We start from the raw sequence: 20131 nt of genomic DNA, 5'->3' as shown, positions 1-20131 counted from the left end.
TCAGTCCGCCGTGGCGAGCTGGGAGATGAGCTCGTCGACCTCGCGGGAGGCCGCCTGCTGCAGCTGCGTGGACTCCGAGATGCTCAGGATCGTCTCGTTGGTGCGCGTCACGCTGCTGACGATCCGCTCGAACGCGTTCTCGGCCCGCTTGGACACCTCCGAGCCCTGGGCGACCCGCTCCGCGGACTCGTCGATGAGCTTGCCGATCTGCTGGGAGGCCTCGAAAGAGCGCTCGGCCAGCTTGCGGACCTCGCCGGCGACGATGGAGAAACCGACGCCGTGCTCGCCCGCCCGCGCCGCCTCGATCGAGGCGTTGAATGCCAGCAGGTTCGTCTGGTTGGCGATCTCGCCCATGACCCGGACGATCTCGGTGATCGAGTTCGACGACTTCTGGATCAGTGCGATGGCCTCCAGCGAGGCCCGCAACGCCTCCACCCCCTGACGCGCGTTGTCCTGGGTCTCCGCGGCCAGCCCGGTCGCCGTCTGCGAGCTGCGGGCGATGTCCTCGATGGACACCGACAGGTTCTGCACCGACGCGGTCATGTCCTTGGTGCCCAGGGCGATCCGTTGCTCGCGCTCCACCTCGGCGGTGACGTCGTAGGCGAACTTCACCACCTTGAAGGGCGTGCCGTTCAGGTCGAGGATCGGGTTGTAGGTGGCCTGGATGTGCACGTCGCGGCCGTACTTGCCCTTGCGGTGGAACCGGCCGGCCAGCACCTCGCCCGCGCCCAGCTTGAGCCAGAAGTCCCGGTACTCCGGGGAGCGGATGTAGGCGTCGTCGCAGAACTCGCTGTGGTGGTGCCCGACGATCTCGCGCCGCGAATAGCCCATCGTGCGCAGGAAGTTGTCGTTGGCGGTGAGCACGTTGCCGTCCAGGTCGAACTCGATGACCGCCTGGGCCCGGTCGACGGCGTTGACCCTCGCCTCGATCTCGGCGTTCCGCAGCTTGGCCCGGGTCACGTCGCTGGCGAACTTGACGACCTTGAACGGCCGGCCGGCGTCGTCGAGGATCGGGTTGTAGGTTGCCTGGATCCACACGTCCTGACCGTTCTTGGCGACCCGCCGGTACTCCCCGGTGTGGAAGTCCCCGCTGCTGAGCTTCTCCCAGAACTCCCGGTACTCCGGGGTGGTCGTGTAGACCGGGTCGCAGAAGATCCGGTGGTGCTTGCCCAGCACCTCCGACAGCGTGTAGCCCAGCGCGTCCAGGAAGTTCTGGTTGGCAGCCAGGATCGTGCCGTCGAGGTCGAACTCGATCACTGCCTGAGCGCGCTCGATCGCCGTCACCTTCCCGGTGAACTCCGCGTTCTGGCGCTTGGCCCGGGTGATGTCGGTGGCGAACTTGACCACCTTCACCACCCGCCCGGAGTCGTCGAGGATGGGGTTGTAGGTGGCCTGCAGCCACACCTCTCGCCCCTCCCTGTCCCGGCGCTTGAACTCCCCGGCCTCGACGTGGCCCTGCGCCAGGCGCTGCCAGAACTCGGCGTACTCGTCCGACGCGGCGAGCGCGGCGTCGCAGAACATCCGGTGGTGCTTGCCGCGGATCTCGGCGAGCGGGTGGCCCATGGTGTCGACGAAGTTCTGGTTGGCCGTGATGATGCGGCCGGTCAGGTCGAACTCGACCACTGCCTGGGCCCGCTCGATGGCCGCCACCTTGCCGCGCGCCTCGGCGCCGGCGAACTTGGCCTCGGTGATGTCGCTCGCGAACTTGACGATCTTGATGGGCTTGCCGGTGTCGTCGAGGATCGGGTTGTAGGTGGCCTGCAGCCACACCTCGCGCCCGTCCTTGGCCAGCCGCTTGAACTCACCGGACTCGTACCCGCCGCTGCCCAGCCGCGCCCAGAACTCCTCGTACTCGGGGCTGCTGGCCACGCTCGGCTCGCAGAACATGCGGTGGTGCTTGCCCTGGACCTCGTGGAGCGCGTAGCCCATGGTCGACAGGAAGTTCGCGTTGGCGCTGAGCACGGTGCCGTCGGTCTTGAACTCGATCACCGCCTGGGCCCGGTCGATGGCGGCGACCTTGCCGCGGGACTCGGCGTCGGCCAGCCGGGCGACGGTGATGTCGCTGGCGAACTTGACCACCTTCAGCGGGTTGCCCTCGTCGTCCAGGATCGGGTTGTAGGTGGCCTGCAGCCACACCTCGCGACCGCCCTTGGCCAGTCGCTTGTAGACCCCGCCCTCGAACTGGCCAGATCCCAGCCGTTGCCAGAAGTCGGCGTACTCGCTGCTGGCGGCCGTGCTCGGCTCGACGAACATCCGGTGGTGCTTGCCGCGCACCTCGGCGAGCGTGTAGCCCATGGCGTCCAGGAAGTTGCGGTTGGCGGTGATCACGGTGCCGTCGAGGGCGAACTCGATGACCGCCTGCGACCGGTCGAGTGCCATGGCCTGGTTCTGCCGCTCGAGGGCAGCGACCTTCCCCTCGGTGATGTCGGTGGCCAGCACCACGACCTTCACCGGGCGGCCGGTCCCGTCCGGGATCGGGATGTAGGACGACCGCAGCCACACCTCGCGGCCGCCCTTGGCCAGCCGCCGGACCACCACGCCGGACTCGACCAGCCCGGCGGCCAGCCGCTCCCACAACGCGGTGTACTCGGCGGAGGCGGCGTAGGTGGGGTCGCAGATCATCCGGTGGTGCTGACCGCGCATCTCCTCGGCGGAGTACCCCATCACGTCGACGAAGTTGTGGTTGACCGTCAACACGGTGCCGTCGAGGCCGAACTCAGCCACCGCCGACGCGTCGCGCATGGCCGCCACGACGCCACGCAGCTCCAACAGGTCCTCGGCGGACGGGGCAGCCGAACTCGGCGTCATCAACGACTCCTCAACAGGCGGAACTACAGAGTGGGGCACGACACGCCCGCGCTCTCACCTTCGTCTGTGACGCGCAGACCTTGAGCGGAATTCGGTCCTTCGCGGTACCGCTTGTCTGATGCGACCTGCCCGCCTCTTCCCGCGATCTCGATGGAAGGCCTGGAGGGCGACGTCCCAGACGTCGTGGCCGTGGCGGCAGACCCGGGTCGCGCCCGGGGAAGCTGAGGCGCCGCTCGTCGCATTGATCACCCACAACCGCTTGCCGGGCGCCGCGCATCGGCGGCCGCCAGCAGCGCCTCGGGGTCAGCTCCGCTCACGTCGTCGCTGGAGGCAACGCCCATCGACACGCTCCGCCCGGTCTCGCGGAACCCCTCAGCCGCAACAGCTGCGCTGCGTCGCACGACTGTTCGGCCAGGGCAACGCCGCGGTCGAGGTCGGCGCCGAGGAGCAAGACCGCCAGCTCGTCGCCGCCGACTCGGGCTGCCAGGTCGCCGTGCCGCACGGCTGCGCTCAACAACCGCACGGACGGTGAGGATGCGCCGCCCGCAGGTGTGATCCGCGCCTCCACGCGCGCGCCCGGCGGGTCGCTGCGACCCCCTGACGGTGGCGCCCGCACGGCGGTGGGACGTCAGGACCGAGCTGGCCCGTGGCCCGCACGCGTCGTTGCGGTGGGCTCACGCGCTGCCCAGGCACTCCCCTGCTCGCGATCGAGCACCGTGATGCCCTTGTTCTTCAGCCCGAAGACGTAGACCAACAGGCTCACGCCGATCACCACCGTGACGTACATGGTGAACACGTCGTCCCGATCGCTGGACTTGGCCGCTTGGAAGAGCAGCGGCGCCGTACCGCCGAAGGCGGAGTTCGCGAGCGCGTAACCGATCCCCACGCCCAGAGCGCGGAACTCAGCTGGGAACAGTTCCGCCTTCACGATCGCGTTGATGGAGGTGTAACCGGTGAGGACGACGTAGCCGATGGCCGTCAGCGCGAACGCCGCGAGCGGTGAGGTGGTCTGCGGCAAGAAGGTGAGGAGGACGTAGGTGTAGAGGACACCCCCGATGCCGAAGAAGACCAGGAGGGGCTTGCGACCGACCTTGTCGCTGATCAAGCCGCCGACGGGCTGCAGGAGCATCAGGAAGACCAGGCCGAGCAGGTTGACCCACGTCGCCGTCATGGCGTGGTCGGCGCCGATGGTGGACTTGATGATGGCCGGCGCGTTGACGCTGTAGGTGTAGAAGGCGACCGTGCCACCCGCCGTGATGAGGAAGACGAGCAACAGGGGTCGCCAGTGCGTGGTGAACAACGCCCGCAGTGATCCGGCGTCCGAGTCCTTGCCGGCGCGGATGGCCTCCAGGTGGGACTCGCTCAGCGTCTCGTCCATCGTGCGCCGGATCCAGAGCACCACGAGGGCGGCGATGCCGCCGATGAAGAACCCGATCCGCCATCCCCAGTCACTCACGGCGTCGACGTCCAGAGCACTGAGTGCGATGAGGAGCGTGAACTGCGCGAGCACGTGCCCGCCCACGAGGGTGACGTACTGGAAGGACGACAGGAAACCGCGCCGATCCGCGGTCGCCGCTTCGGACATGTACGTCGCCGACGTGCCGTACTCCCCACCGGTGGCGAATCCCTGGACGAGCCGAGCGATGATCAGGATCACCGCCGCCCAGGCCCCGATGACCTCCCGTGTGGGCATGATCGCCACGACGAACGAGGCCGACGCCATGACGGCGACGCTCAGCACCAGGGCGTCCTTGCGGCCGCGACGATCGGCGTACCGGCCGAAGAACCAGGACCCCACCGGTCGCATGATGAAGGTCACCGCGAATATGGCGTAGATGTACAGCGTCGAGTTCTCGTCGTCCGGGTCGAAGAACTGCGCCTCGAAGTACGTGGCGAAGACCGTGTAGACGTAGACGTCGTACCACTCGACGAGGTTTCCTGCCGAGCCCTTGAGGGTGTTGAGGGCCGCGCGCGCCGTACTGGTCTCAGCACGGGTGGGAGCGGTGGCAACGTCGGCCTGAGGCGCCGAGGGGCGGTCAGGACTCGCCATGTGGGCACGGTAACTCCCGTGGCGGACGAGCGCAGTCCTGACGCTTCCTCGCGGGGCGCGGAGTCCCGAGCGCGGTCGCACCACGACCGCGGCTCTGTCCTCCGGGAGGGGCCGTTCCCCCCGGGTCCACCCCCGGGTGGACCCGGCTCTCGGGCGCGGCGCAGGCTGGAGTGGTGGCGAACCTCATCGGCCTCCGGCCGCGACGACCGGGCACGGACGACGACGACGGCGGTGCGCAGGACCGGCTGACCGGCCCGCTGCACGCGGTCGAGGGCGTGGCCGGCCGCGCAGCCGCCGAGCAGCACACCGACGTCCAGGCGCTCTGCGGCGAGTGGGTGCAGGTGGTCCCGGTGGAGGACGTGCCCGACGACACCGGCCTGTGCGCGGCCTGCCAGTACGGGGACTGAACGCCCGATCGCGGGGCGGCCCGGTGGCCGTTGTCTCGACCACCGGGCCTGGGAGCGGCCGCGCGTCGACACGCGGCCGTTCCCTGCTCGCGTCCTGCCCGCCCCGGCCGGTGCCGGGGTGGCGCAGGGGTCAGGTCGGCCCGGCGCCGCCGCGGTCGAACGCGCCGGTCATGACCAGCTCTTCGGCGACCGCGCGGGCCTTGCGGTTCGTGCGCATGGAGACCGCCGCGAGCGCCTGGAACGCCTGGTCGGCGGTCAGCTTGTACCGCTCCATCAGGATCCCCTTGGCCTGGTCGATCACCGCCCGGGACTCCAGTGCCACCTGCAGGTTGTCCGCCATCTCCCGCGCGCTCCGGTAGGCGTGCATGTTCGACACGGCCACGGCGGCGTACGGCGCGAACCGCTTCGCCGCCGCCCGCGCGTCCTCGTCGAAGGCGTGCGGCTCCCGGGCGTAGGTGTTCAGTGCCCCGGCGATGCCCTCGGCGATCGGCAGCGGCACGGACAGCGAACTGCCGGAACCGCGCTCCCACGCCGACCGGGCGTAGTCCGGCCACCGGGGATCGGTCCGGGCATCGGAGATCTCGGTCACCTCACTGGTGGCGGCCGCGTGCAGGCACGGGCCGTACCCCCGGGCGTACTGGCTCTCGTCGAGGTCGGTGGCGAGCTGCCCGGTGGACACCGCCGTGCTCGCCTTGTCGTTGACCAGCAGCGAGACCGAGCACTCGGGGTTGCCGGGCAGCACCGTCTTGGCGAGCTCGACGACGGTCTGCAGCACCGACTCCATCGAGTGCTCGCGCAGAGTGATCGTGCCGAGTCGTTCGAGCGCCTCGGCTGCGCGGTCGGGTGTGGACATGGTGTCTCCGGTCTCGTACACCGGGGGGCGGCCTCGGCAGGACCTGCACGCTGGAGGTCCGCTCGAATGCGCCGCTGTCTGACGCCGACGCCCTGGTACCGGGACGACGATGCCGACTGTACGCACATCGGCCCCGGCGGACCCGGTCGTCGTGGGCGCCGGACCGACGCCATCAACGCCTGCCCGGATGGTTGTGCTCGACCGGCTTCAGCGCGTCACACAGCCGGCGTGCGGCACACAGGTCCTCGGACCTGTTCCACCGGATCCTCGGGACCACCAGGGTCCGGCATCCGCCGGCACGAGCTGTCCGGTGCCTGACGACGCCGGAGTACGACGTGAGCCGCCCCATGCCTGAGCCAGACGCCGACCTGGCGCAGCTCGCCTTCGACGAGCTCGGCCGGATGTCCTTCGCCGACCACTCCCTGACCTCAGTGCTGCAGGAGGTGACCGACCTCGCCGCCCGGGTGCTGCCGGGCGAGGCGGTCACCTCGGTGACGATCCTCGGCAACGGGCGCCCCGCGACGGTCGCGGCGAGCGGCCCGCTCGCCCTCGAACTGGACCTCGCCCAGTACGACAACGGTGCCGGCCCCTGCCTGGACGCCGCCCGCACCGGGCAGGTGGCAGAGGCGCTGGACACCAGCACGGAGCAGCGGTGGGGCGCCTTCCCCCGGCTCGCCGCCGAGCGCGGCTGCCGCGGCATCATGTCCTTCCCGATGCCGCCGCAGGAGGAGGTCACCGGCGGGCTCGACGTCTACGCCCGCACCGCCGAGCCGCTGGACGTCGGCACGCGGGACACCGTGGCCCGCTTCGCCGCCTACGCCGTCGTCCCGGTGTCGAACATGTACCTGTACGAGAGCGCGGTCGGGCGCGCCGGGCACCTCGCCGCGGCACTGGACTCCCGGTCGGTCATCGACCAGGCCAAGGGGATCCTGATGGAGCGGTCCGAGCTCAGCGCCGACCAGGCCTTCTCCGCGCTGGCGGGGGTCTCGATGGAGAGCAACACCAAGGTGCGGGACGTCGCCGCCCGGTTCGTCGAGACCGGCGAGCTCCGCCCCCGGTGACCGGCCGGCGGCGGCGCGGCAGGATCGCGGCATGACGCAGCGCAGCGGGTCCGGTCTGGTCACCGAGACCCGGGGGCACGTCCGCGTGCTGACCCTCGACCGGCCCGAACGGCGCAACGCGCTGTCCAGCGCGCTGCAGGCCGACCTCGTGGCGGAGCTGCTGGACTGCGCGGCGGACGGAGACGTCCGCGCCGTCGTGCTCACCGGGAACGGCCCGGCCTTCTGCGCCGGGTTCGACCTCAAGGAGATCCGCGAGCTCGACCAGCGCGGCGAGGCGTTCCGGCCGCCGATGAACCGGCCGGGTCGCAACCTCTTCGAGGTGCTCTCCGAGACCTACGTGCCGGTGATCGCCGCGCTGACCGGGCACGCCGTGGCCGGCGGCTTCGAGCTGGCGCTCGCCTGTGACATCCGGATCGCCGCCCCCGGCATCCGGCTGGGCCTGCCGGAGGCGACGATCGGCATGGGCGCCAACTACGGCTCCGTGGTGCTGCCCAAGCGGATCCCGACCGGCATCGCGTTGGAGATGCTGTTCACCGGCGACCCGGTGACCAGCGAGGACGCCGCCCGCTGGGGGCTGGTCAACCGCGTCGTCCCGGTCGCCGACGTGCTGCCCGAGGCGCTGGCGCTGGCCGAGCGGATCGCCGCGAACGCCCCGCTGTCGGTGCGCCGGATGAAGGAGACCGCCGTCAAGGGGCTGGAACTGCCGCTGGCGACCGCGCTGCGGCTCGACGTCGGGCCCAACCCCTACCTCAGCGAGGACCGCAAGGAGGGCATCGCCGCCCGCCTGGAGAAGCGACCGCCCCGCTGGTCGGGCCGGTGAGGGACAGTGGGGACGTGAGCGCACCCTCCGAGTCCCCCGCCGACGCCGGCGTCCGGCTGGCCCGGGAGCACCTGCGACTGGTCGAGGCCGGCCGGCCCGACGACGCCGAGGCGCTGCTGGCCGGGCTGACCGACGCCCGCGAGCTGGTCTTCGCCGGCGCCGGTTTCACCGTGCTGGCTCGCCGCACCGGGCGCACCCTGCCCACCGCGATGCGCGCCCAGGCGAGCACCCGGCAGATCCGGCTCGGTCAGCTGCGGGACGCCCACCGCGGGGACGTCGAGGGCTTGCGCACGTGGTTGCGCGAGGCGGCTGAGGAGCTGGTCACGGTGACCCAGCTGGCTGAGGCGGCGCGCCTGCGGCTGGGCCCTCCGTCGTCCTACGGAGCGCCCGGGGCAGGGTGACCGCGAGCGGGAGGACGACGGCCATCAGGACGGCGACGAGCACGTACGTGGCCGGCAGCCCGATCCCGGCGGCGACCGCGCCCACGGCCAGCGCACCGATCGCCGTCCCGCTGTCGTAGCTGGCGTTCCACACCGCGCTGACCGTGGTCGACTGGTCCTCGTCGGCGCGGGCCAGGGCGACGACCAGGGTGAGGTTCTGCACCGCCCCGTAGGCCACGCCCAGCGCCAGCACACCGCCGAGCACCGCGGCGGCACCGGGCGCCCCGTCGAGCGCCAGGCCGAGCGCCACCAGCAGCATGCCGACGATCCCGCTGGCCAGCGCGGCGGGCAGCAGCACCCGGGCGCCGATCCGATCGACGAGCACGCCCACCCGCCAGCGGCACAGCGCCGTGCTGACGCCGAACAGCAGCAGGGCGACCGCGGCCAGCGGGCCGTCCGGCCGCTCGATCGGCAGGAAGGTCACCAGCCCACCGCCGGCGAGCGTGACCGCGAGGAGCACCAGCGACGGGCCCGCGGCCGCCCGCACCGCCGCTCGGGACCCGCCCGGCGCGGGTGGCGGTGGTGGCGGTCCGAGCGCGCGCACCAGCCCGGGCACGAACGCCAGGGCGAGCAACGAGCCCGCCGCCAGCACGGCGACCCACTCGAAGTGCCCGGCCAGGGTCAGCGCCGTGCCGCCCGGCACGGCGACCAGCGACGGGATCGCCGCACCCAGCCCGAAGATGCCGATGGACTCCCCGCGGCGGTCCGGCGTCACCGCCTGCGCGGCGATCACCGAGCCAAGCACCGTCAGGACGGCGAACCCGGTGCCGCGGACCGCAGAGACGGCGAGCAGCCACGCCACGTCGTCGGAGACCAGGTAGAACGGTGACGGGAGCCCCAGGGCGACCAGGCCACCGGCCAGCACCGGCCCCAGCCCCCAGCGGCGCACCAGCGCCGGCACCGTGCCCTGCACCAGCACGGTGACCACGAGGAAGACCGTGGTCGCCGAACCGGCCATGACGAGCCCGGCCCCCTCTGCGGCCGCGTACGCCGGCAGCGCGGACAGCAGCAGCGCGTAGCTGGAGATGCCCAGCAGCACGACCGCGAACATGGCGCGCACCGCCGGCACCCGCCACAGGGAGCTGCGCTGCTCCACCGTCGTCACGCCCTGTCCCCCGTTCCCCCGGCGGCGACCCCTACGGTCAGCCCATGGACTCTCCGCCCAGCATCCCGGCGACCACCTCGATCGTCGTCATGGGGGTGTCCGGATCCGGCAAGACGAGCGCCGCCCGGGAGATCACCCGGCAACTGGGCTGGGAGTACATCGAGGGCGACGACCTGCACCCGGAGGCCAACGTCGCCAAGATGGCGGCCGGCCACCCGCTGGACGACGCGGACCGCTGGCCCTGGCTGCGGAGGATCGCCGAGGTGATCGGTGAGCGGGAGGCCGCCGGCACCTCGCTGGTCCTCACCTGCTCGGCGCTCAAGCGCAGCTACCGCGACCAGCTGCGCGAGGGCCACCCGTCGGTCTGGTTCGCCCACATGCAGGTGTCCCAGCAGGTCCTCGCCGACCGGCTGGCGAAGCGGCAGGGGCACTACATGCCGCCGTCCCTGCTGGACAGCCAGCTGGCCACCCTCGAGCCACTGGCCGAGGACGAGCCCGGCGACGCCATCGCCGGCGACGCCCCCCTCGCCGAGTCCGTCACCGAACTGCTGAGCGACCTGGAGCGCGAGCGCCAGCTCTGAGTGGAGTGCCACGGCGCGGAAGTCGCGCCCGTGGCACTCCGCTCAGCTCATGTACGGGTAGCGGTGGTCGGTGGCCGGGGCGAAGGTCTCCTTGATCGACCGGGTGCTGGTCCAGCGCTGCAGGTTCTGCGGCGCCCCGGCCTTGTCGTTCGTGCCCGACGCGCGGCCGCCGCCGAAGGGCTGCTGGCCGACGACGGCACCGGTCGGCTTGTCGTTGACGTAGAAGTTGCCGGCGGCGTTGCGGAGGAACCGCTGCGCGTGCGCGATCGCCGTCCGGTCCTGGGCGATGACCGAGCCGGTGAGCGCGTAGGGCGCCACCGACTCCATCTGCCGCAGCACCGTGTCGTAGTCGGCGTCGTCGTAGACGTGCACGGCGAGGACCGGGCCGAAGTACTCGGTGGTGAACACCTCGTGCTCCGGGTCGGTGCCCTCGATGACCGTCGGCCGGACGAACCAGCCCTCGCTGTCGTCGGCCGTGCCACCGGCGACGACGGTCAGCGCGTCGTCGCTCTTCGCGGCCTCCAGCACCTTCGACAGCTTGCCGAACGACCGGCCGTCGATGACCGCGCCCATGAAGGTGGAGAAGTCGGCGACGTCGCCCACCGGCAGCTCCTCGGTGATGCCGATCAGGTCGTCGCGGACCTGCCCCCACACGCTGCGCGGGACGTAGGCCCGGGACGCCGCCGAGCACTTCTGCCCCTGGTACTCGAACGCGCCGCGGATCATGGCGGTGCGCAGCACGTCCGGGTCGGCCGAGGGGTGGGCGACGATGAAGTCCTTGCCACCGGTCTCGCCGACGATCCGGGGGTACCCGCGGTAGGAGGCGATGTTCTCCCCCACGGTCCGCCACAGGTGCTGGAAGACCGGGGTCGAGCCGGTGAAGTGGATGCCGGCCAGGCCCCGGTCGGCGAGGACGACGTCGGAGACCGCGACCCCGTCGCCGGGGAGCATGTTGATCACGCCCGGCGGGAGCCCGGCCGCCTCGAGCAGCCGCATGGTGAGGTGCGCGGCCAGCTGCTGGGTCGGCGCGGGCTTCCAGACGACGGTGTTGCCCATCAGCGCCGGCGCGGTGGGCAGGTTGCCGGCGATCGCGGTGAAGTTGAACGGCGTGACCGCGTAGACGAAGCCCTCGAGCGGGCGGTGGTCCACCCGGTTCCACACGCCGGGGCCGGACACCGGCTGCTCGGCGAGGATGCCGCGGGCGAAGTGCACGTTGTAGCGCCAGAAGTCGATCAGCTCGCAGGCGGCGTCGATCTCGGCCTGGTGGGCGGTCTTGCTCTGGCCGAGCATCGTGGCGGCGTTGAGCGTCTGCCGCCAGGGCCCGGCCAGCAGGTCGGCGGCCTTGAGGAACACCGCGGCCCGGTCGTCGAAGGAGAGCTCGGACCAGCCGGGGGCGGCCTGCTCGGCGCACCGGACGGCGTCCTCGGCGTCGGCCGCGGTGGCTGCGGCCGAGGTGCCGAGGACCTGGGCGTGCCGGTGCGGGGCGACGACGTCGAAGCTCGCGCCGCGGGCCATCCGCTGCCGCCCGCCGATGGTGGCGGTCAGCTCGACCGGGGCGGCGGCGAGCTCGGTGAGCCGCAGCTGCAGCTCCGCCCGCTCCGGCGAGCCGGGGGCGTAGTCCCGGACGGGCTCGTTGCGCGGCGCGGGGACCTGGGTGACGGCGTCCATGGGGTGCTCCTCAGCGGTGGTTCTCGCCAAAGTGGCCACTTTGGCGGTGGGGTGGTTCAGGACTTGGTGGCAAGGGAGCGGAGGAAGAACTGCAGGTTGGCGGGGCGCTCGGCCAGCCGGCGCATGAAGTAGCCGTACCAGTCGGCGCCGTAGGGCACGTAGGCGCGCACGGTGTGGCCGGCGGCGGCCAGCCGGAGCTGCTCGTCGGGCCGGATGCCGTAGAGCAGCTGGAACTCGTAGCTGTCCGGGGTGCGGCCGGTCCCGGCGACCAGGGTCAGCAGCCGCTCGATCATCGCCGGGTCATGGGTGCCTGCCATCGGGTACCCGCCGCCGCGGACCAGCACCTCCAGGCAGCGGGCGTAGGCCGCGTCGACCTCGGCCTTGTCCTGGTGCGCCACGCCAGCCGGCTCCCGGTAGGCGCCCTTGACCAGCCGCACCCGCGACCCGGCGACGGCCAGCGCCCGGGCGTCGTCCTCGGTGCGGTGCAGCATCGCCTGCAGCACCGCGCCGGTGTCCGGGTGGGCGCGGCGCAGCTCGGCCAGGACGGCGAGGGTCGAGTCGACCGTCGCGAAGTCCTCCATGTCGAGGGTGACCGTGGTGCCCATCGCCGTCGCCGCGTCGACGACCGGGCGGACCAGCTCCAGTGCGACGTCGTGGCCGCCGACCGGCAACGCCTGCCCGAACGCCGACAGCTTCACCGACACCTCGGCCCGCCGGCCCAGCTGCAGCGGCGCGAGACCGTCGAGCAGCGCCAGGTAGGCGTCCCGCGACCGCGCGGCCGCGGCCCGGTCCGGGACGTCCTCGCCGAGGTGGTCCAGCGTCACCGCGATGCCGTCGGTGGTCAGCGCGCGGACCGCGGCCAGCGCGTCGGTCAGCGCCTCCCCCGCGACGAAGCGGTCGACCACCCGGCGGGTGACCGGTGTGCCGGTGACCACCCGGCGGAGCGCGGGGCGGCGGGAGGCCGCGAGCAGGGCCTTCTGGGTGAGCACGACGACCTCCGGCTGGGACGGCGGGACGAGGACGACGCTAGGGACACCGACCTCACCCGCACCAGCGACAGATGTCCGGACTCGCCGCGATCACCTCGTACGATCGTCTGAACGGCGGTGGGGAGGAGCCCCGGTGCGCGACGACCTGCAGGACCTGGTGGACGAGGTCTCCCGGGTGCTCGGTGCCCCGGCGACGCTGGAGGACCGCGAGTTCACCCTGCTGGCCTTCTGCGCCCACGACGGCACCGGCCCGGCCACCCCCGGCGCGACGATGGACGCCGTCCGCGCCCGGTCGATCCTCGGCCGCAGCTCCACCGCCGAGGTGCGGGCCTGGTTCGAGAGCCACGGCATCACCGCCGCCACCGCCCCGGTGCGGGTGCCGGCCGACCCCGCCGCCGGCATCCTCACCCGGCTCTGCGTCCCGGTGCGCGCCGACGGCCGGCTGCACGGCTGGTTGTGGCTGCTCGACGAGGGCCGCACCGACGTCGGCGACCCGAGCGCCCCCGGGTTGTCCGAGGCCGTCCTCCTCGCCGCCGAGGCGGGGCGGCTGCTGGCCGAGGGGCGCCCCGGTGCCGACGACCTGTCCGCCGCGCTGCGCGCCGTGCTCACCGGACCTGCTCCGCAACGCGCGGCGCGGACGCTGACCGAGGCGCTGGGCCCGGCCAGTGCGGTGACCCTGGTGGCACTGCTCCCCGCCGCTCCGGGGCTGCCCACCGGCTGGGCCCCACCGGGTGCGGGGGCGGTCTCGACGGTGCTCGCCGACGGCGCGGAGGTGGCGGTGCTGCTGCCGCTGCCCGGCGACGGCGACCCCCGGCCGGCCGGTGCGCTCAGCGGGGCCGCCCTCGGCGGGCTGCCGCCGGGCAGCACGGCCGGGGTGGCCGCCGCCCGGCTCGGCTGCGGCGACCTGCCCGCGCAGTGGCACGAGGCCCGCACGGCGGCCCGGGTGGCGGCGGTCGACCTCCGGCTCGCACCGGCGGCGTCCTGGCCGGAGCTCGGTGCCTGGCGGCAGGTCGCCGCGGTCGGCGGCCCGGACCCCTCGCTGACCGCCCTGCTCGCCGACCCCGTGCTCAGCCGGACGGCGGAGGTGTGGCTGGACTGCGCCGGCAGCCCCCAGCGCGCGGCGACCCAGCTGTGCATCCACCGGCAGACGCTGTACTACCGGCTGGGCCGGGTCCAGGAGCTGACCGGCCTGGACCTCGCCGACGGCGGCGACCGGCTGCTGCTGCACCTGGGGGTGCGTGCGGCCCGGCTCACGCCCGCGGCGCGCCAGGACGGGGTCCCCGGCCCCCGACCGTGACCTAGGCTCATGACGTGCGTCATCCCGGTCGGGGGTACGGCGGCATCGACGACGGGACCGGGGTGCCAGGAGACGACGTGCTGCGCCGGCTGCGGACGGAGACCGCAGCCGAGCACCAGGCGGTCGAGGACACCCTGGACCTGCTCTCGGCCGACCTGACCCGGGCCCGGCTGGCCGGCGTCCTCACCCGGATGCACGGCTTCTGGCAGGCTGCCGAGGCCGGCCTGGACGACTGGGCCGCCGCCGAGCCGGCCGACGCCGCCTCGGTCGGGTGGGAGCGCCGCCGGCGATCACACCTGTTCAGCGCGGACCTCGTCGCCCTCGGCGCCGGCCCGGCCGACCTCGTGCCCGGGCTGCCGGAGGTCCTGGGCACCGACGCGGCGCTGGGCCGGCTGTACGTGCTGGAGGGCTCCTCGCTCGGTGGCGTGTTCATCGACCGGCACCTCGCCACGCTGCCGCAGCTGGCCGGCACCGGCCGGCTGCGCAGCTTCTCCCCCTACGGTGAGCAGACCGGCGCCATGTGGCACGCCTTCCGCACGGTGACCCGCGCCCGGGTCACCGCCGGTGGGGACGCCGGCCGGATGGTCGGTGCCGCCCGGCAGACCTTCGGTGCGCTCGCCTCCTGGTGCGGCGCGCCGTCCTCCGCGAACGGGGTCCCGGCATGACCGACCGACTGCAGACCGGCGCCTGGCTGGCGCCCGGCGAGCCGGTCGACCTGACCAACTGCGAGCGCGAGCCCATCCACGTCCCCGGGAGCATCCAGCCCCGGGGCGTGCTGCTCGCGGTCAGCGAACCGGACATGGTCGTCCGCCAGGTCTCCCGCAACCTCGCCGACGTCGTGGGCACGGCCTGGGACGACGCCCTGGGCCGACCGCTGGCCGAGGTGGTCGGGATGGTGCCGGCCCAGGCGATCGCCCGGTCGGCCAGCGCGTTCGGCGACCTGCGCGAGCGCAACCCCGTCGAGCTGGTCCTCGACTGCGACGGCACCCCGTGCCCGGTCGACGCGATCCTGCACCGGGCCACCCACCACGGGACCGCACCGGTCGGCGGCCAGCCGGCCGGCAGCACGCTGGTCGTCGAGCTGGAGCCGGCCCACGGCCCCCGGCCCTTCTCCTTCCCGAACACCTACCAGGCGGTGCGCGGGACGATCGCCGAGCTCAACCGGGCCAGCTCGCTGCAGGAGCTCTACGACATCACCGCCGAGGCGGTCCGCACGCTCACCGGGTTCGACCGGGTGATGGTCTACCGCTACGACGCCGAGTACAACGGCGAGGTCGTCGCCGAGGCCAAGCTGCCGGAGCTGAACTCCTTCCTCGGGCTGCACTACCCCGCCTCGGACATCCCGGCACAGGCCCGGGCGCTGTACGAGAAGAACTGGATCCGGCTGATCTCCGACGTGCGCTACACGCCCTCGCCGCTGGAGCCGGTCGACCTGCCCGCCACCGGGCAGCCGCTGGACCTGACCTACTCGACGCTGCGCAGCGTCTCCCCCATCCACTGCGAGTACCTGCAGAACATGGGCGTGGGCGCGTCGATGTCGATCTCGCTGCTCCGCGACGACGAGCTCTGGGGCCTCATCGCCTGCCACCACTACTCCGGGTCGCACTCCCCGCCGTACGCGACCCGGGCGGCCGCGGAGTTCCTCGGCTCGACCCTGTCGCTGCGGCTGGTGGACCGGACCGAGGACGAGGAGCACCGCCGCGCGCTGCGGGTCCGCTCCACGATGGCCTGGCTGACCGCTGCCGCGCTGGACGAGGACCGGCCGCTGGCCGAGACCGTGCTGGGCCGGCCGGGGCTGCTCGACGTGGTGCCGGCGGACTCGGTGGTGGTCGGCCTGCAGGGCTCGATCGGCAGCGCGGGCGTGCCGCTGACGGCGGAGGTCACCAGCGCGCTCGCCGGCTGGGCCGGGCAGCAGGACGGCGACGTGGTGAGCACCGACCGGCTGCCGCTGGTCGCCCCGGCCCTCGGCGTCCCCGGTGAGGTGGCCTGCGGCGTGCTGGCGCTGCCGCTGCCCGAGGGCCAGTTCGTCATCTGGACCCGGGTGGAGAAGGTGCACGCGGTCGACTGGGGCGGCGACCCGCACAACAAGGCCATCGCCGAGCGTGAGGGCGACACCATCCGGCTGTCGCCGCGCAAGTCCTTCGACCGCTGGCGCGAGACGGTCCGCAACCAGGCCGAGCCCTGGACGCCGGCGGAGCTCAGCGAGGCCGGGGAGCTGCGCACCCACCTCCTGGAGGCGCTGTACGCCCGCTCCCGGCGGGTCGCCCGGACGGCGGTCACCCTGCAGCGGAGCCTGCTGTCAGAGCCACCGGACCCCGACCACCTGGACTTCGCAGTGCGGTACGTGCCGGCGGCCCGGGACTCGCAGGTCGGCGGCGACTGGTACGACGTGTTCCAGCAGCCCGACGGCGCGATGATGCTGGTGATCGGCGACGTCGTCGGCCACGACGCCGAGGCGGCGGCCTGCATGGGCCAGCTGCGCGGGCTGCTGCGCGGGATCGCCTACGACAGCGTCGACGGCCCGGCCGGTGCGCTGTCCCGGCTGGACCGGGCGATGGACGGGCTGCAGCTGAAGACGATGGCCTCGGTGCTCGTGGCCCGGCTGGAGCAGACCGAGCAGCAGCGGGCGGCGGGCGTCACCACGCTCCGGTGGTCCAACGCCGGGCACCTGCCCCCGGTCGTCGTGGACCCCGAGGGGGGCATCCGCCTGCTGGACGACGCCCGGGCCGACCTGCTCCTCGGCGTCGACGGGAGCTCGCCGCGGCAGGAGCACGCGCTGACCGTCCCCCGGGGGTCGATGGTGCTGCTCTACACCGACGGGCTCGTCGAGCGTCGCGACCAGCTGTTCGACAGCGGCATCGAGCACCTGGTCACGGAGCTGCGCGAGGTCGGCCAGCAGCCGGCCGGTGTGGTCGCCGACCAGCTGCTCGCCCGGCTGCTGCCCGACGGCGCCGAGGACGACGTCGCCCTGCTGGCGGTGCGGCTCGACCCGCAGGACGACGCGGCCCGGCTCAGCGGTCGGTGAACTGCGGGTCCAGCCCGTCGTCGTTCCCGCCGGCGTCCGCGACGGCCGGCAGCGGCGCGTCGTCACCGGCGGCCGCGGCCATCTCCGGGCCGTCCTCGACGGCCGGCTCGCCGGACCCGTCGGCCGACTTCTTGAGCTCCTTGAGCAGCTTGCGCTCGTCCTTCGCCAGCGGTCGGGTGTCGGTCTGCCCCGGCTCGCCCTCGTCGTTGCCGGTGGCCATCGCGGTGTCGGGGAGTTCGCTCATGCTCCTGTCCTACCTGGTCGGCGCCGCGCTGAACCGTCAGGCCGCGGCGTCGGTGGCCGCCAGCGTCCGCAGCAGCTCCCGGACCGCGCTCGGGCCGGCCCGGTTCGCGCCGATGGTGCTGGCCGAGGGGCCGTAGCCGACCAGGTGCAGCCGGGGCTCGGCGACCACCCGGGTGCCGTCCATCGCGATCCCGCCGCCGGGGCCGCGCAGGTGCAGCGGCGCCAGGTGGTCCAGGGCGGCGCGGAAGCCGGTCGCCCAGAGGACGACGTCGGCGCGGACCGACCGCCCGTCGTCCCAGGCGACCCCGTCGGCGGTGAGCCGGTCGAACACCGGCAGCCGGTCCAGCACGCCGCGGGCGCGGGCGGCGAGGACCGCGTCGGTCTCCACCAGTCCGGTCACGCCGACCACGCTGCCCGGCGGCAGACCAGCGCGGACCCGCTCGTCGACCAGGGCGACCGCAGCCCGGCCGGCGTCGTCGGCGAAGCCGCTGGTGCGCCAGACCGGGAGCCGCCGGGTCACCCAGGTGGTCGTGGTGACCTCGCTGATCTCGATCAGCTGCTGCACCGCCGACGTCCCGCCGCCGACGACGACCACGTGCCGGCCGCGGAACTCCTCGGCGCCCCGGTAGTCGGCTGCGTGCAGCTGGCGCCCGGTGAAGGTCTCGCGACCCGGGTAGGCGGGCCAGAACGGGCGGGTCCAGGTGCCGGTGGCGTTCACCAGGCCGCGCGCCGTCCACCCGCCCTCGGTGGTGCCCAGCCGGAAACCGTCGTCGGTGGCGTGCACGGAGCGGACGCCGACCGGGCGGTGCACCGGCAGGTCGAAGCGCTGCTCGTAGTCGGCGAAGTACCCGGCGACGACCTCGCTGGCCGGGTCGGTCGGGTCGGCGTCGGGCAGCGGCAGGCCGGGCAGCGGGTGGACCCGGTGCGCCTTGTCCAGCCGGAGCGAGGGCCAGCGGTGCTGCCAGGCCCCGCCGGGGGCGGCGTTCCCGTCGAGCACCACGAAGTCCACGCCGGCCCGGTGCAGCGCGTACGCCGCCGACAACCCGGCCTGACCCGCCCCGATCACGACGACGTCTGCGTCCACACGCGGCACAACGGGCAGAAGTGGCCATTTCTGCCCGGGCGGGCTCAGGTGGTGACGGCGGCGATCAGGCGGGGGCGCAGCGCTCCGGAGCCCAGCAGCCGGCCGACCCGGCCGGACTGCTCCTCGGCCTCGGCCCAGGCCGGGTCCCCACCGTGCCGACGCTCGACCTCCGCGTCGACGGCGTCGGCGCGGGCCTTCCACTCGTCCGGGCTGTCGGCGAGGTTGGCGTCCGCGGTGCCGGTGACCCGGAAGCCGGCCTCGGCCAGCAGCCGGTCCACCTCCTCCGACGAGGGGAAGCTGTTGCCCTCCGGCAGCGGCGGCGGGAGCGGGGAGTCGGCGACGAAGACCAGCAGACCCAGCCGGCCGCCGTCGACGAGCACCCGGCGCAGCTCGCCGACCAGCGCCGCCTTGTCCTCGGTGGTGCAGAGCACGCCCAGGCACCACGCCGCGTCGAACACGTCGTCGGCGAAGGGCAGGCCCTGGCTCAGCGCGACCACCGACGGCAGCCCGAACAGCGTCCGGCTGGCGTGCACCGCCGGGACCATCGGCTCGGCGCAGACCGGCCGGACCCCGCGCTCGCCGGCCAGCCACCCGGCCGGGCCGCCGACCCCGGCACCGGAGTCGAGCACCCGGTCCCCGGGCCGGACGGCGAGGGCGTCGGCCAACCAGCGCAGCGTCCCCTCGCTCCCGCTGCCGCGGCAGCCGGCCGGGACGGCGTGCTCGGGGCCCAGCGCGAGCACCGCCTCCTCCGTCCAGCCGGCGACCGTGCCGAACTCGGACTCCATCGCCTCACTCGCCAGCTCGCTCACCCGACGCCCTCCCGGATCCTGGTGGCCACCTCGGCCTTGACCGCTGCTGCTGTCTCCTCGCCGTCGGCCGACGCGAGCCCCGACAGGTTCACCCCGACCACCCCCCGCACCGCGAGCAGCGCCCGCGCCTCGGCGACCGCCGCCCCGATGCCGGCGGCGACCGTGTCCGGTGCGGTGAGCACCCGCTCGACCTGGTCGTCGTCCAGGTGCAGGCCGGGGAACCGCTGCAGCACCCGGGCGGACCGCTCGTCGGTGTAGACGGCGACCGCCGCGATGAACGGCAGCGTCGCCCCGGCGGCACGCGCCGCGGCGAGGAACTCGGCGAGCCGGGCCGCGCTGCCGACGTGGTTGAGCACGCAGAGCTGGGCGCCGGCGCGCTGCTTCTCCGCGACCCGTTCCGGCCGCTGCGGCACCGGTGGCGCGTCCGGTGACTCCGGCACCGCCGCGGACAGCCCGGCGGCGGTCGCCAGCGCCGTCAGCCGGGTGCCGTCGAGGTCGAACGCCGACGTCACCTCCGGGCGCACCCCGGCCCGCCGGCCGTCGCCGGTCACGCACAGCACCCCGTCGACACCGACGGCGGCCAGCCCGGCGAGCTCGGTCTCGAGCACCAGACGGTTGCGGTCCCGGCAGGCCAGCGTCGTCCACGGCCGGCCACCGGCGGCGAGCACCTCCTGCGCCATCAGGGTGGGCGGCAGGTCGGGCCGGCCCTGGTGCTCCCCGACGAGCAGGCCGTCGCTGACCGGGGCCAGGGTGCTCACCACCGACCGCACCGACGCCGGGTCGAAGGGGGCCACGGTGAGGTCGGTGAGCACGACGGGTCGGGTGCGGGCCCGCTCCAGCAGCCCGCCCGGCCGGGGTGCGGGTGCCGCCGGGGTGGGGTCGGTCCAGCGG

Annotated in this window: 18 protein-coding genes; 8 read left to right on the top strand and 10 right to left on the bottom strand. The window is 73.6% G+C overall.

All coding sequences use genetic code 11. The annotated features are described in order from the left end of the window. Positions 1–2808 (bottom strand): methyl-accepting chemotaxis protein, encoded by a 2808-nt coding sequence (locus FHL79_RS19630; protein WP_138760258.1) that lies wholly within the window; start codon positions 2806–2808, stop codon positions 1–3. Between the two features lie 628 nt (positions 2809–3436). Further along, positions 3437–4858, bottom strand: a complete 1422-nt coding sequence (locus FHL79_RS19620; RefSeq protein WP_138760256.1) for an MFS transporter — start codon at positions 4856–4858, stop codon at positions 3437–3439. A 173-nt stretch (positions 4859–5031) separates the two neighbouring features. On the opposite strand from FHL79_RS19620, the gene FHL79_RS19615 reads away from it, so the two are divergent. Continuing rightward, entirely contained in the window at positions 5032–5265 is a 234-nt protein-coding gene (locus tag FHL79_RS19615) for a hypothetical protein (protein WP_138760255.1), read from the top strand. A 130-nt stretch (positions 5266–5395) separates the two neighbouring features. Here the strand turns inward: FHL79_RS19615 and FHL79_RS19610 are convergent, their stop codons facing one another. Next, entirely contained in the window at positions 5396–6118 is a 723-nt protein-coding gene (locus tag FHL79_RS19610; protein WP_138760254.1) for a GAF and ANTAR domain-containing protein, read from the bottom strand. A gap of 347 nt (positions 6119–6465) precedes the next feature. Here FHL79_RS19610 and FHL79_RS19605 point away from each other — a divergent pair, with 347 nt between their 5' ends. Genes FHL79_RS19605 through FHL79_RS19595 form a run of 3 tightly spaced genes read left to right on the top strand, consistent with a single transcriptional unit; the run spans position 6466 to position 8400 of the window. Then, positions 6466–7179 (top strand): GAF and ANTAR domain-containing protein, encoded by a 714-nt coding sequence (locus FHL79_RS19605; RefSeq protein ID WP_138760253.1) that lies wholly within the window; start codon positions 6466–6468, stop codon positions 7177–7179. A 31-nt stretch (positions 7180–7210) separates the two neighbouring features. Further along, the gene (locus tag FHL79_RS19600; RefSeq protein ID WP_138760252.1) at positions 7211–7999 is read left to right on the top strand and encodes an enoyl-CoA hydratase/isomerase family protein; all 789 of its coding nucleotides are present in this window, start codon (positions 7211–7213) and stop codon (positions 7997–7999) included. 14 nt (positions 8000–8013) lie between these two features. Then, positions 8014–8400, top strand: a complete 387-nt coding sequence (locus FHL79_RS19595) for a hypothetical protein (RefSeq protein ID WP_138760251.1) — start codon at positions 8014–8016, stop codon at positions 8398–8400. Here the strand turns inward: FHL79_RS19595 and FHL79_RS19590 are convergent. Beyond that, a complete protein-coding gene (locus tag FHL79_RS19590) occupies positions 8321–9544 on the bottom strand; it encodes an MFS transporter (RefSeq protein WP_138760250.1) in 1224 nt (407 codons plus the stop codon). The two genes, FHL79_RS19595 and FHL79_RS19590, sit on opposite strands and share 80 nt — an antisense overlap. Positions 9545–9588: 44 nt before the next feature. Here FHL79_RS19590 and FHL79_RS19585 point away from each other — a divergent pair, with 44 nt between their 5' ends. Further along, the gene (locus FHL79_RS19585; RefSeq protein WP_138760249.1) at positions 9589–10125 is read left to right on the top strand and encodes a gluconokinase; all 537 of its coding nucleotides are present in this window, start codon (positions 9589–9591) and stop codon (positions 10123–10125) included. A 42-nt stretch (positions 10126–10167) separates the two neighbouring features. On the opposite strand, the gene pruA is transcribed toward FHL79_RS19585, so the two are convergent. Beyond that, entirely contained in the window at positions 10168–11793 is a 1626-nt protein-coding gene (gene pruA, locus FHL79_RS19580) for an L-glutamate gamma-semialdehyde dehydrogenase (protein ID WP_138760248.1), read from the bottom strand. A gap of 56 nt (positions 11794–11849) precedes the next feature. After that, positions 11850–12782, bottom strand: coding sequence for a proline dehydrogenase family protein (locus FHL79_RS19575; protein ID WP_138760247.1), 933 nt, complete (start codon positions 12780–12782; stop codon positions 11850–11852). 133 nt (positions 12783–12915) lie between these two features. On the opposite strand from FHL79_RS19575, the gene FHL79_RS19570 reads away from it, so the two are divergent. The 3 genes from FHL79_RS19570 to FHL79_RS19560 are packed head-to-tail and all read left to right on the top strand — an operon-like array spanning position 12916 to position 17104. Continuing rightward, complete coding sequence (locus FHL79_RS19570; RefSeq protein WP_138760246.1) at positions 12916–14079, top strand: PucR family transcriptional regulator; 1164 nt, start codon at positions 12916–12918, stop codon at positions 14077–14079. 14 nt (positions 14080–14093) lie between these two features. Then, on the top strand, positions 14094–14744 hold the full coding sequence (locus FHL79_RS19565) for a biliverdin-producing heme oxygenase (RefSeq protein WP_246081023.1): 651 nt from the start codon (positions 14094–14096) through the stop codon (positions 14742–14744). Next, positions 14741–17104: a SpoIIE family protein phosphatase gene (locus FHL79_RS19560; protein WP_138760245.1), complete on the top strand. Its 2364-nt coding sequence runs from the start codon at positions 14741–14743 to the stop codon at positions 17102–17104. Before FHL79_RS19565 ends, FHL79_RS19560 begins: the two co-directional genes overlap by 4 nt. Here the strand turns inward: FHL79_RS19560 and FHL79_RS19555 are convergent. The 4 genes from FHL79_RS19555 to FHL79_RS19540 all read right to left on the bottom strand — a co-directional run. Beyond that, entirely contained in the window at positions 17091–17348 is a 258-nt protein-coding gene (locus FHL79_RS19555) for a hypothetical protein (protein WP_138760244.1), read from the bottom strand. The genes FHL79_RS19560 and FHL79_RS19555 overlap by 14 nt on opposite strands. A 36-nt stretch (positions 17349–17384) precedes the next feature. Continuing rightward, positions 17385–18431, bottom strand: a complete 1047-nt coding sequence (locus FHL79_RS19550; protein WP_138760243.1) for an FAD-dependent oxidoreductase — start codon at positions 18429–18431, stop codon at positions 17385–17387. Positions 18432–18475: 44 nt separating this feature from the next. Then, positions 18476–19240, bottom strand: coding sequence for a class I SAM-dependent methyltransferase (locus FHL79_RS19545; RefSeq protein ID WP_246081021.1), 765 nt, complete (start codon positions 19238–19240; stop codon positions 18476–18478). Then, positions 19237–20131 (bottom strand): methylenetetrahydrofolate reductase (locus tag FHL79_RS19540; protein WP_218938524.1); only part of this gene is annotated, 895 nt, incomplete at its 5' end. The genes FHL79_RS19540 and FHL79_RS19545, both read right to left, overlap by 4 nt.

Source organism: Modestobacter altitudinis, from assembly GCF_005930475.1.
Taxonomy (GTDB): Bacteria; Actinomycetota; Actinomycetes; order Mycobacteriales; family Geodermatophilaceae; genus Modestobacter; species Modestobacter altitudinis.
This window is presented reverse-complemented; position numbering and strand designations above follow the sequence as displayed.